Origin of the sequence: Croceivirga sp. JEA036 (assembly GCF_011882165.1) — a bacterium.
Taxonomy (GTDB): Bacteria; Bacteroidota; Bacteroidia; order Flavobacteriales; family Flavobacteriaceae; genus Croceivirga.
Genome location: NZ_JAATON010000002.1, coordinates 681,948 through 694,678 on the forward strand (window position 1 = coordinate 681,948; position 12,731 = coordinate 694,678).

The 12,731-nt window shown below is 36.8% G+C and carries 12 protein-coding genes and 1 tRNA gene; 3 read left to right on the top strand and 10 right to left on the bottom strand.

Annotated features, from left to right (window positions below):
* Positions 1–8 precede the first annotated feature (8 nt).
* The 6 genes from HCO57_RS07955 to rseP form a co-directional block, all read right to left on the bottom strand.
* Positions 9–365 (bottom strand): pyruvate kinase, encoded by a 357-nt coding sequence (locus HCO57_RS07955; protein ID WP_136949234.1) that lies wholly within the window; start codon positions 363–365, stop codon positions 9–11.
* Positions 366–1,295: 930 nt separating this feature from the next.
* On the bottom strand, positions 1,296–1,982 hold the full coding sequence (locus HCO57_RS07960) for a haloacid dehalogenase type II (protein ID WP_167988579.1): 687 nt from the start codon (positions 1,980–1,982) through the stop codon (positions 1,296–1,298).
* A gap of 127 nt (positions 1,983–2,109) precedes the next feature.
* Positions 2,110–2,661 (bottom strand): carboxymuconolactone decarboxylase family protein, encoded by a 552-nt coding sequence (locus tag HCO57_RS07965; protein ID WP_167988580.1) that lies wholly within the window; start codon positions 2,659–2,661, stop codon positions 2,110–2,112.
* A gap of 57 nt (positions 2,662–2,718) precedes the next feature.
* The gene (locus tag HCO57_RS07970) at positions 2,719–3,282 is read right to left on the bottom strand and encodes a TetR/AcrR family transcriptional regulator (protein ID WP_167988581.1); all 564 of its coding nucleotides are present in this window, start codon (positions 3,280–3,282) and stop codon (positions 2,719–2,721) included.
* A gap of 838 nt (positions 3,283–4,120) precedes the next feature.
* Positions 4,121–4,194, bottom strand: a tRNA-Asn gene (locus HCO57_RS07975).
* A gap of 68 nt (positions 4,195–4,262) precedes the next feature.
* Entirely contained in the window at positions 4,263–5,618 is a 1,356-nt protein-coding gene (gene rseP / locus HCO57_RS07980; protein ID WP_167988582.1) for an RIP metalloprotease RseP, read from the bottom strand.
* A gap of 154 nt (positions 5,619–5,772) precedes the next feature.
* On the opposite strand from rseP, the gene HCO57_RS07985 reads away from it, so the two are divergent.
* The 3 genes from HCO57_RS07985 (at position 5,773) to feoB (ending at position 8,991) form a co-directional block, all read left to right on the top strand.
* Entirely contained in the window at positions 5,773–6,450 is a 678-nt protein-coding gene (locus HCO57_RS07985) for an SCO family protein (protein WP_167988583.1), read from the top strand.
* A gap of 65 nt (positions 6,451–6,515) precedes the next feature.
* Positions 6,516–6,749 (top strand): ferrous iron transport protein A, encoded by a 234-nt coding sequence (locus tag HCO57_RS07990; protein WP_136949213.1) that lies wholly within the window; start codon positions 6,516–6,518, stop codon positions 6,747–6,749.
* Between the two features lie 7 nt (positions 6,750–6,756).
* On the top strand, positions 6,757–8,991 hold the full coding sequence (feoB, locus tag HCO57_RS07995) for a ferrous iron transport protein B (RefSeq protein WP_167988584.1): 2,235 nt from the start codon (positions 6,757–6,759) through the stop codon (positions 8,989–8,991).
* A gap of 146 nt (positions 8,992–9,137) precedes the next feature.
* Here the strand turns inward: feoB and HCO57_RS08000 are convergent, their stop codons facing one another.
* From HCO57_RS08000 to HCO57_RS08015, 4 genes are all read right to left on the bottom strand, one after another.
* A complete protein-coding gene (locus HCO57_RS08000; RefSeq protein ID WP_167988585.1) occupies positions 9,138–9,647 on the bottom strand; it encodes a hypothetical protein in 510 nt (169 codons plus the stop codon).
* Between the two features lie 114 nt (positions 9,648–9,761).
* The gene (locus tag HCO57_RS08005) at positions 9,762–10,178 is read right to left on the bottom strand and encodes a DUF2141 domain-containing protein (RefSeq protein WP_167988586.1); all 417 of its coding nucleotides are present in this window, start codon (positions 10,176–10,178) and stop codon (positions 9,762–9,764) included.
* Positions 10,179–10,232: 54 nt separating this feature from the next.
* A complete protein-coding gene (locus HCO57_RS08010) occupies positions 10,233–10,661 on the bottom strand; it encodes a hypothetical protein (RefSeq protein ID WP_167988587.1) in 429 nt (142 codons plus the stop codon).
* Positions 10,662–10,665: 4 nt separating this feature from the next.
* Positions 10,666–12,693, bottom strand: coding sequence for a S9 family peptidase (locus HCO57_RS08015; protein WP_167988588.1), 2,028 nt, complete (start codon positions 12,691–12,693; stop codon positions 10,666–10,668).
* Between the last annotated feature and the right edge of the window lie 38 nt (positions 12,694–12,731).

Here is a 12,731-nt window from a genome sequence, read left to right on the forward strand (position 1 = left end):
TTTACTTACTAGAACGGTTTGTTTTGTTTGGTAAAAAGCTCGTATATATATTGCTTTTCTTTAAGTGTAAATTTTTTATCCTGAAACCAATCGTACGCCTCAATTTTTCTGTTTTCTATCTGGGCTTGCCTAATGGCATCTAAAGAAACCATGTGCCAATGCACCCCCCGTTGGCGATATACAGAATACCCTACTTCTTCCATAATGTAAGACGGTTTGGGGTCATTTACTAATCGTGTACCGTTTTTAAGAATAGCCAAAGTTTTAGTCAGTTTTACAACCACAGAAAAGGTGTAGCGCTTAAAATCATCAAACCCATCTTGGGTAACATTATAGACTTTATCTCCAATTTCTAACGGTCTCATAGGCTAAACGGCGACAAAAATAAAAGCCTTGCATGGCTATGCCTAAAAAAATGTGATTTTGTTATCAACAGATGGTTGATGGTTGATGGTTGATGGTTGATGGTTGATGGTTGATGGTTGATGGTTGATGGTTGATGGTTGATGGTAAGGTGTACTTTTTGTGAATTGAAAAAAATACAACACACTCAAAGTTATCAGGCAAAAAATGAAATCGGTTTTGGTTCACGTCATTTCGATAGTTGTAGTGTAGCTACTACTGAGAAATCTTTTTAAAGTATAAAGTACTAAGTACAAAGCTTCATACATTCCGTCTTGCTGAACTAGTTCCGCATCTGGTTTTTAAAGTTAGAAGTTATAAGAATATTCTTTTTGAAAATAACTTTTAGTGCTCCCTTAAGCCAGGGGAGCTGTCCAAAAGACTGAGGGGTCTGTGTTGAAGATAGAAGTGATTCAATATACCTAAGCCACGTCATTTCGATAGTTGTAGCGTAGCTACTACTGAGAAATCTCTCTAAAGTAAAAAGTATAAAGTATCAAGTACAAAGATTTATACCCCCCGTCATGCTGAACTTGTTCCGCATCCGGTTTTTAAAGTTAGGAGTTATAAGTTCAAAGTTTTAAGAATATTCTTTTTGAAAATAGCTTTTAGTGCTCCCCTACCCTAGGGTAGCTGTCCGAAGGACTGAGGGGTATGTTTTGAAGTTAAACGTGATAGAATATACTCAACGTCATTTCGATAGTTGTAGCGTAGCTACTACTGAGAAATCTCTCTAAAGTAAAAAGTATGAAGTATTAAGTAATACGTACAATGTATTTTATTCTGCGTCATGCTGAACTTTTCTAACGTCTTTTTGGGGAAAAATGTCTTGCAGACTAAAAAACCCAAGTGTTTAGCCATGCTCAATTGCTAATTTTTATATCGCCTAAAACCTACATCACTCTTGCAATTAATTGCGCGGCAAAATCAGCAAGGTCCGTAGCCACCATAGTTGTGGGTTCCGCTAACGGAAACTGTTGTTGCCCCGGACGTTGTATAAAAGCCGCTTGCCAACCCGCCCATTGTGCACCCGCAACGTCCCAACCGTGTGCCGCCACCAACATGGCATCATCTGGCTCAATTTTCAGCTGTTGTATGCCCCAGTTGTATGTTTGCGTAAACGGTTTATAAACGCCTACCTCTTCCATACTACGCATTTGGTCAAAGCATTCCGTTAAACCCGCATACGCCAACTGCGCTTTTAGTCCTTTACTATCAGAATTGGTAAAGGCTACCAAGGTAAATCCTTCCGATTTTAATCTATTTAAAGCCTCTTTTACTTCTGGATAAGCAGGTAGTTTTCTAAACCCTTTAACGACTACTCTCTCTGCTTCTTCTTTAGAAACGGATATACCCGCATTGGCAGCCACCATTTGCAAGGTTGCCGCGCCAATTTTGCCAAAATGAACATATTTGCCACTAGCAGAAGTTACCAACGAATAATGCAATAAGGTTGTAAACCAAAGCGAGACCAATTCGGTTTTTCCTCTTAAAAGTTCTGCAACATCATTTTTTAAAGGAGAGAGGTCTAATAAGGTTTCATTTACATCAAAAAACAAAACTTTAGGTAGTTTTTGCATCTCTATATCATTTTATTAAAACGGTGATACATACCATATGGCAATCATTAGAAAGGTAACAATTAAAAAAAAGAAATGGGAAAAGAAGTTACTTCTTTTCCCATCTTTTCCACATCATCTTAATACATTAAACAAATTTTTGAAAAGCCTTGTCTACTGGCGTTTCTGCAATACTGTTGGTGTAATTACTTATAATTTTTTGGGATAATCCTAAAATAATTTCTAACAACTGTCTTTGGCCATATCCTGCTGCAAAAAATGCCTCTTTCTGATTATCAGAAAGTACGCCACGGTTTTTAGTCAATGCTAAAGTAGTCTCGTGCAATACTTGTAATTTTTCTGAGGGCAGGGTGGTTTTATTTCGTAATGCATCAATAATGGCATCGTCTACACCCATAGATTTAGCAATAGCGGTATGTGCAGGCACACAGTAATGGCAATTATGCTCTACATTAATGGTTTGCCACACTACGGTTAACTCATCATTGTTAAAAGAAGAATTAACAAACAACTCGTGCAAATTTGCATATGCCTGCAATAATTCTGGTGCTTCTGCTAACACCCCATGCAAATTAGGAATGTAGCCATAGGCATTCTTAGAATTTTCTAAAACAGGTTTGCTTTCTGCTGGTGCAGATTCTAAAGTGTGAATTTTAAATGTTTCTGTAACTGTACTCATAATCTGTTTGTATTAAATATTTCTAAACGTTTGTTTAGTTTTAAGTTAAAAAAATAGTTATAGGTTTTTTAAAACGGTATCTATGTAGTTATCTATCTGCTCTGGCCCAAAAAAACGAGTTGCAGAGGATAACCCAAACATAGCTATGATTAAATAATCTGCTTTATGGTTAACGGTCTCTTGGTCGTGCCCTGTAAATGCTGCTACAATTTGCGCAAATAAGGAACGTACCTTCGCTGTAAACGTATGGAGTATTTCTTTTATTTGTTCGTCTGTCTCTTCCCTGATTTCGTTAGCCGTATTCGTCATCAAGCAACCTCTTCCAACTCCATTTTCTGACGAGAACTCTATAAAATCATAAAAATATTGCCTAATTGCCTCTTTGCTCGGATAGGCCGTTTCCAATTTAGTCAGCAAAACATTTAATTTGTTCTGATAGCACTTTAGACTCTCCACAAAAACGCCGTTCTTGCTTCCAAAACTGGCATAAATAGAAAACTTATTGATGCCCATTTCTTTTTCTAACTGGTGCATAGAGGTAGTTTCATAGCCGTTCTTCCAAAAAAGATGCATGGCTTTTTCTATAACCTCTGTTTCTATGTACTGCTTTTTACGTGCCATAATTAATTTCATGACAAAACTAAACAGTTGTTTAGATAACGCCAAATGCTTTAACAAAAGCTTAATCTTTGATGGTTGATGGTTGATGGTTGACGGTTGATGGTTGATGGTTGATGGTTGATGGTTGATGGTTGATGGTTGATGGTTGATGGTTGATGGTTGATGGTTGATGGTTGATGGTTGATGGTTGATGGTAAGGTGTACTTTTTGTGTATTGAAAAAAATAAAACACACTCAAAGTTATCAGGCAAAAAATGAAATCGGTTTTGGTTCACGTAATTTCGATAGTTGTAGTGTAGCTATTGCTGAGAAATCTTTTTAAAGTATAAAGTACTAAGTACAAAGCTTCATACATTCCGTCTTGCTGAACTAGTTCCGCATCTGGTTTTTAAAGTTAGAAGTTATAAGAATATTCTTTTTGAAAATAGCTTTTAGTGCTCCCCTACCCTAGGGGAGCTGTCCGAAGGACTGAGGGGTCTGTTTTGAAGTTAAAAGTGATAGAATATACTAAACGTCATTTCGATAGTAGTAGCGAAGCTACTTCTGAGAAATCTTTTTAAAGTAAAAAGTATGAAGTACAAAATATATAGCTGGACACAGTCTGTCATACTGAACTGTTAAAAATTACCTGTTAAGTAACAATAAGGTAATATGATTTCCTTCTCACGAATGTCATGTCTATGAGGTCAACCTTTTAAAGCAACCTCTGTAACAATACACGCAACCTTTTTAGCACCCTTAAAATTCATTCGTAAGTGGATTAGAATTGGTTCTAGCCTTGTAGAAGTAGATAAAAACAAAAAAATCCGATACTTTTCAGTATCGGATTTCTATTTTGCTCCCCCTCTTGGGCTCGAACCAAGGACCCTCTGATTAACAGTCAGATGCTCTAACCAACTGAGCTAAGGAGGAGTGTTTAATTTTAAACGGGTGCAAATATATATTTTTCTTTCCTTTTCTACAAAGAAAAAATCATCATTTTATTTAAAAATCATCTTATAAAGATCGTTTCCATTCGCAAACAACAGTAAACCAATCAATAAGAAAAATCCAACCATTTGTGCATATTCCATAAATTTATCACTAGGCTTCCTTCCACTTATCATTTCATAGAGTAAAAACATTACGTGCCCACCATCTAAAGCCGGTATTGGTAGAATATTCATAAATGCCAGAATTATACTTATAAGTGCGGTTGTTGCCCAAAACGCAGGCCAGTCCCATGAATCTGGAAACATGCTTCCTATTGCTTTAAATCCGCCCACACCTTTATAGGCGCCGGTTGACGGATTGAAAATCTTTTTAAGCTGCTTTACATAGTTGCCCAAAGTTTCTACACCTTGATTGATACCTGCTGGTATTGCCTCTAAAAAGGTATACTCCTCGGTTTTCACATCGTAATACCCTAATTCTGCATACTCATATGGTGAGTACCTACCTAAAGCTACACCCAATTTACCTTCTGTAGAAACCTGAGCTTCTACTGTTTTAGAACTACCTTCTTTGGTAAGCACATTTATGCTAATAGTCTTTCCCTTATTTGCCTCTAAAAGTGTACTTACTTGATCATAATAACGAGCATCTTGACCATTGATAGTTTGTACCCGGTCACCTTCTTTTAAATCTATCCCCTTATTAACGCTACCTTCAGAAACCTCAGCAATAATAAAAGGCTGCCTTAGGGTTAAAAAACGAGCTTTTTCCTCGTCCTCTATTAGAGTAGAAATAAAATCCACCGGTAATTCTTTTTCTATCTGTTGTCCATCTCTTTCTATAGTAATGGTATTCCCGTTAATTATTTCGATAAAAAGATTATTAAAGCTTTCTATAGACTCTCCGTCTACCTTTAAAATACGGTCACCAGTTTTTATTCCTGCTTTATCCCCAATAGTAGGTTCTACTACTGCAATTCCGTCTTTTAAACTATCCATTACAATGTATTGGCTCCCATACTTATAGGCCATCCCAATGTAAATAAGTACGGCCAAAATAAAATTTACCGTTACCCCACCTAGCATAATTATAAGACGTTGCCACGCTGGCTTGCTTCTAAATTCCCACGGTTTTGGCTCTTCTTTCATTGCCTCGGTATCCATACTCTCGTCTATCATACCAGCAATTTTTACATAGCCTCCGAGAGGTAGCCATCCTATACCGTACTCTGTTTCTCCTATTTTCTTTTTTAAGAGTGAAAATTTTACATCGAAAAATAAATAAAACTTTTCAACTCTAGTTTTAAAAAGCTTGGCTGGAATAAAGTGGCCTAACTCGTGTAAAACAATTAGTAGGGAAAGGCTTAAAAAGAATTGAATTACCTGTATTGCAATGGGACTCATATACTATCTTATGTCTTAAAGCCCACAAAAGTACATTTTTACGGCAGGTAATAAAACATTGCAAAGATTCCGATGAATGTTTTTAAGAAAGAATTAGCAGGAATTGTCTTTCTACCGCTTTGATTATACCAGACTTACCCCCTAATTTTGCAGCATGTTACAATTTTTTTCAAAATTTAAATTCTTCTTTGTTGTTTTAGGAATCCTCTCTGTTTTTATACTGTACTTTATGTACAACGCTTTAAAACCAGAAAATCGCTTACCTGTTTACCAACCCCATATGGTAAACCCAGAATTGGTAGATAGTACGCTGCTCGATGTAAAGAAGTACCATACCATTGCCGATTTTTCTTTGACAAATCAAAATGGGGAGACCATTACACAAGACAATTACAAAGACAAAATATATGTAGCCGACTTTTTCTTTACTACCTGCCCAACCATTTGCCCAATCATGACAAAAAACATGGTTGCTGTACAACAAGCTATTCTAGATGATGATGATGTTTTATTATTATCCCATACAGTAACGCCACAGATAGATTCGGTAGCACAATTGAAAAAATATGCGCGAGAAAAAGGCGTATTAGACCATAAATGGAATTTAGTTACTGGCGATAAAAAACAGATTTACCAGCTAGCAAGAAAATCTTATTTAGCAGTAAAAACGGATGGCGATGGTGGGCCTTTTGATATGATTCATACCGAAAATTTTATTTTGGTAGACAAGGAAAAACGTATTAGAGGCTTTTACGATGGAACCCAACCAGAAGAGATAGAAAAACTTTTAGAAGACCTAAAAGTGTTAAAAGACGGGTATAATCGAGAGTAATAACCAAGATGCTCTAGAAAATTTATCTTACTTTTGTCCTTACTTAAAATAAATCTAAATAAGCTTTGCTAATTACAGTAGCCACATTGAAAAAAGGACAAAAAGGCATTATTAAAGAATTTACCAGCAATTTACTGCCTATAAAACTCTTAGAGCTAGGCTGCTTACCTGGTAATGAAGTAGAATTGATACAAACAGCGCCTTTAAATGACCCCTTGTATATAAATGTTAATGGCTCTCACATTGCTATTAGAAAGTCTTTAGCATCACAAATAGAGCTGCAGCTTATAGAAGAGTAACATTAGCATGAGTAAGAGCATTAATGTAGCCCTGATTGGGAACCCAAACACCGGAAAAACCTCTGTTTTTAACCAGCTTACTGGGCTTAACCAAAAAGTTGGTAATTATCCAGGCATCACGGTAGAAAAAAAGGAAGGTATTTGCAAACTTCCAAGAGGCGTTAAAGCTCATATTTTGGATTTACCGGGAACCTACAGTTTAAACACGACCAGTTTAGATGAGAGTGTGGTTGTAGAGTTGTTATTAAATAAAAATGATAAGGATTATCCAGATGTTGCGGTTGTAGTTAGCGATGTAGAAAATTTAAAACGAAATCTTCTACTTTTTACACAAATAAAAGATTTACGCATACCCACTATCCTTGTCGTCAATATGGCGGACCGCATGGACCGCAAAGGTATCAGTTTAGATATAGATTTATTAGAAGAGCGTTTAGACACCAAAATTGCATTAGTTAGCACCCGTAAAGGAGTAGGTATAGAGCGATTAAAAGAACTCATTGCCAATTACAAATTGCTTTCTGCTACACCAAATATTGATACTTCTGTTATTGACCCAAGCTATTTTGAGCGACTAAAAAAGACGTTTCCGCAAGAAGATGTATATAAACTTTGGTTGGTCATTACGCAAGATGTCAACTTTATGCCCATAGAAAAACAGCGTATACAGGACCATGCGTCTTTTGGTACTAAATCTAAGACGGAGCTGAAAAGATTACAGCATAAAGAAACAGTATTAAGATATCAATTTATAAACGGTATTCTAAAGGCTACTTACAAAATAGATTTGCAAGCCGCCAAAGGAATTCGCGCTAGCCTAGATAAGATATTAACTCATCGTATTTTTGGCTATCTCATATTTTTTGTCATTCTACTAACCATTTTTCAAGCTATATTCGATTGGAGTAGCTATCCCATGGATTTTATTGATGGTTTGTTTGCAACTATGGGAGAATGGGTTAAAAATACCTTGCCTCCTGGTGTACTTACAGATTTGCTCGCAGAAGGTATTTTAGCTGGTATTGGTGGTGTGGTCATTTTTATTCCACAGATTGCTTTTTTATTCTTGTTTATAGCTTTACTAGAGGAATCTGGCTACATGAGCCGCGTGGTATTCTTAATGGATAAGTTAATGCGTCCGTTTGGTCTTAGCGGTAAAAGCGTGGTTCCTTTAATTTCTGGTACCGCATGTGCCATACCTGCCGTGATGGCAACACGTACTATAGAAAATTGGAAAGAGCGATTAATTACCATTCTAGTAGTTCCGTTTACCACCTGTTCTGCCAGGTTACCCGTCTATCTAATTTTAGTTTGGCTAGTTATTCCCCAAAAGAGTTTTTTAGGATTAAGTTACCAAGCATTAACCCTAATGCTTCTGTATTTACTAGGATTTGGAATGGCCATTGCTAGCGCAACCATTTTAAACAAAATACTTAAAATTAAAAGTCGCTCTCTTTTTATGGTAGAAATGCCTGCGTACCGAATGCCTTTGTTTAAAAACGTTTTTTACACGGTTGTTGAAAAAACAAAAAGCTTTGTTTTTGGAGCAGGTAAAATTATTTTGGCAATTTCCATAGTGCTATGGTTTTTAGGCTCTAATGGCTTTAGTGATGAATTTCATAATGCAGAAACAATCGTAACCCAAAGAATAGAGCAACAAGGCTTTAATGCTTATAGCAAGGCGTATATAGAAAAAAACCTTGAAGACTATAAACATGCATTAAAAGATAGTGTGCTAAAAAACAGCTACACCATGCCAATAGAAGGTATTCGGGATTCCTTACGATTAAAGGACGAAACACTATACCAAAAGGTGGTAGAACAAGAAATTGCTAGCTACAAATTAGAGAATTCTTACATAGGTTACATGGGTAAGGCAATAGAACCCATAGTTAAACCTTTAGGATACGATTGGAAAATTGGCATCGCTGTGATTACCTCTTTTGCTGCCAGAGAAGTATTTGTGGGCACGCTTGCTACAATTTATAGCGTAGGGAGCGATGAGGAAGAAACTATTAAGAACAGAATGGCGGCAGAATTAAAACCCAATGGTAAACCGTTATTTGATTTGCCCACAGGGGTTTCTTTAATGCTTTTCTATGCCTTTGCTATGCAATGCATGAGCACCTTGGCAATTGTTAAAAGAGAGACAAACTCTTGGAAATGGCCTCTATATCAATTAATTTTCATGAGTGTAACGGCTTATGTTGTCGCTTTTACCGCATATCAACTACTAAAGTAAAATCCAATGATTCAGCAAATCCTTGTATATATTGTTCTAACTAAGGCTCTAGTTTACTTATTTCATAAGTTGGTTAAACCTATTCCTGTATTAGTCTCTAAAAAGAAGAAAAAGCCTGGCTGTGGAAGCTCTAATTGTGGTTGTTCTTAAGGCGAAGGCACCATATTAACTGCGCTTATTTTTGCTTGCATGTCTAAATAGACTGGTGAGGTAATAAATAGTTGATGTACCTGGTTATCCCAATCTTTGGCCACATTAAAATAACTTACATTATTTTCCGCCATTATTTCGTCACAACTAGTACAGGTATGTTTATAATCTAAAAAGTGATGAGCAAATTCATGAAATGCTACAATTTTTAAGATTTCTGGATCCACGCTTGCAATCCAGTTAACTAAAATGTGCTCTATAACATGGTCATCATTACGTTTTACCATACCCATGACCACACTACCTTCTTCTAATGGCAAGGTATTACTAATATCTATAGATTTTAGCTGAAATAATTTAGTGTGATATGGTATACCATACGCTTCACAATGTTTAAAAAATTCTTTGAGTAATGGCTGTAAGCGACCGTCTATTTTTACGGAATCTTGCGCAAAAGCGATGGTGAAAGTAGAAATTAAAAACAGTGCCAATAAAAATCTTTTCATGATATTCTATTTTAATCGTTAGTGGCAGTGCTCCACTAAAGAAACGCAAATAGGTATCACATTATTAGCAAATAATTGATTTTTAACGTTTTATAAATACAGTTTTAAGAGAACTTATAGAGAAATCTCAATTTTTGTTATTCCATTATGAGAAAAAGAACAATCCTTATACGTTGGTGGACCAAAGGTTCGCATTCTGGCTTTAGAAAAGCCTACTTTCTCTTTAGGTATGCCCAGCCAGTTAGTGTCTAGCTTTCCATTGCCATTAGCATCGTAAAAAACGGCTAAAGCATATTCCCCAATAGGTAGGTCTTTAAAATGCAAGGTAGTTTCGCCTGCTTTTGCCAAAATGCTATCACTCTTAAAAACACCTTCAAACTTTAAAAAACTATCCTCTGTATTGTAAACCGCAACACTAACATTACCTTTTGTTTCAGGTATGCCTTTTACTTTCACAGATAATTGATTCTCTTGTGCGTAACCACAAAGAATTGTTGTTAGAGTAAATACCAATACGAAAATACGCCGCATAGCTACTTAAGATTTACATAGTTAACTACAAAATACTGTAAAAAGTATACGTTATTATGGTTCTTTTGGATGTTCTTTTAAAAACGATAGTATTTTATGATAATATGCATTGGTCTGCACACTATCCTCTACGTTAAAATATAAACTCAAAGAATCTTGATATTGTATACGTAACTTATCTTGATGTAAGTCGTCCACAAATACATAGGCGTCTGCCATTACCAATGAGTCTTTAAAAATTCCTTTTTCTTTCGCCAACCAAGAAAATCCACTCTTACGTTCCATTTTGGGAATTTTGTTTACCCTTTCTATGGCATAAACCTCCTTTAGAGGAATTCTTTTGCGGTATATACCAGAATAGACCGTAAATGTACCCTCTTCTATCTTGGGATAGTTTTGGTAGTGCAATGCAAACGCAAAAATACACGCAGCAACAACGCTAATAATAACTGCATTCCAAAACCAGTTTCCCTTATTCTTCATATTCTTATTCTTCCTTTTTGTATTTGTCAAACCAAGCAATAGTATGGGCAATTTTAGTGATTAGATTACTAGGTTTACTTGCAATACCATGACTAGCTCCAGGTATTTCTACCAATACAGTTTCTTTTTTACGCAGCTTTAAGGCGTGGTACAACTGTTTTGCTTCAGAAGGCGGCGTACGTAAATCGTTCATGCCCACCATTACCATAGTAGGGGTTTCAATGTTACCCACCAAGGAAAGCGGAGAAAACTTCCAATAGTTTTCAAAATTTTCCCATGGTTGTCCCGGATATCTAGAATTAGCATAACCAAAATAATTATCTGCTACTAGGGTTTTACTTATCCAATTCATAACTGGTTTTGCAACTACCGCAGCCTCAAACCGGTTGTTTTTACCTATCATCCAGGCGGACATAATACCACCAGCGGAACCACCGGTAACAAAGAGTTGGTCTTCTTGGGCTATCCCTTTTGCAATACAATAATCTACCCCATCCATAACGTCATTATAATCCTCTCCGGGATAATTATTGTACAGAAGATTCCCAAACTCCTCACCGTAACTTGTGCTGCCTCTGGGGTTTGGGTAAAACACTACGTAACCTGCACTAGCATATAATTGCATTTCTATGGAAAATCGGTCTCCATAATTCAAAATAGGACCCCCGTGATTCTCCACCATAAAAGGATACTTTTTATTCGCATCGTAATCTGGCGGATACACTACCCATCCTTGTATAGCTCTACCATCTACACTAGAGGTATACCAGACTTCTTTTACTTCACCTAAAGTTTTAAAATCTAAAAAAGCTGCATTTAGCTGTGTAATCTTGGTGGTTTTTCCTTTGGCTGTTATCAGCATTAACTCAGCTGGAGCCTTTGGGGTACTGTAAGTATAAACTATTTGTCCGCTATCAGACACTGTAAAAGTACCACTGCCATAAGGTCTACCCAAAGTTGTACCTCCTCTATTGTCTGCTATTTTAGTTACTTTCCCCTGCAAGTCAATATAACCTATTTTTCCATTCCCTTTATCGTCATAAGCAAAATACAAGCCCTTATTATCATTAGCCCAAGTAATGCCAGAAATAGAACGATCTAATGCTCCAGAAAGCTCCCTTTTATCACTACCATCGGCATTCATTATTTGTATTTTTCTAGTTTGATAGGCTTGCACTTTATCCTCGTAGCCCAAATAAGCAATCTTTGTGCCATCCGGAGAAATTACAGGATTTGTATCTGGCCCATTTCTATCGGTAAGTGTAGTTATCACGCCTGTTGCGACTTCAACCGCATATATTTCACTATTTCTAAAGCGATATTCCCATTCGGGCACCCTGTTTGCAGAAAAATAGATTTTAGAACCGTCCTTACTCCAAGATAAACTTCCCCTATGGTGCCAATCGCCACTTGTTATTTGCCTCACGGCGCCCCCGTTTGAAGGCATTACAAATAGGTGGTTAAACCCGGGTGCTATATAACCCCTGCCATCTGCCTCATGATACACCCTATCTGTGATTCTCGGAACATCTGCCCAATTAGCCCCCTTTGGTTTGGAGGGCATTTTTGCTAAAACCGGAGCCTTGGCTGGCACATGCATACTAAAAGCAAGCTGGGTACCATCTGGAGACCACGTTATGCTACTCGGGCTATAGGGCAATTGGCTTATTTTAGCCGTTTTTCCTGTGCTTAACCAATACACAAAAATTTCTGAACCTTCGTCTGTACTACTGGTGAATACTAATCTATCCCCTTTTGGAGACCAAACAGCATTACCTTCTGCAGCTTCTCTTTGCGTTAACTTTTGATGCTGAGTTCCATCTGTTTTTAGCATCCAAAGAGCACCAGTTACTTGGTCTTTCATTACATCAAAACCCATACGTTGGTATACCACCCACTCTCCGTTTGGAGCTATTTGTGGATTCGCCGCATATTGCAATTGAAAAATATCTAAATACTCAAATTTAGATTTTTGGGCTAAGCAAGAAACACTTAAACAAAGCCCCAATAGGCTTAATAATAATTTGTTCATTGTTGGTCTGTTAGTTGGTTTTAAAGGTAAATGAAACT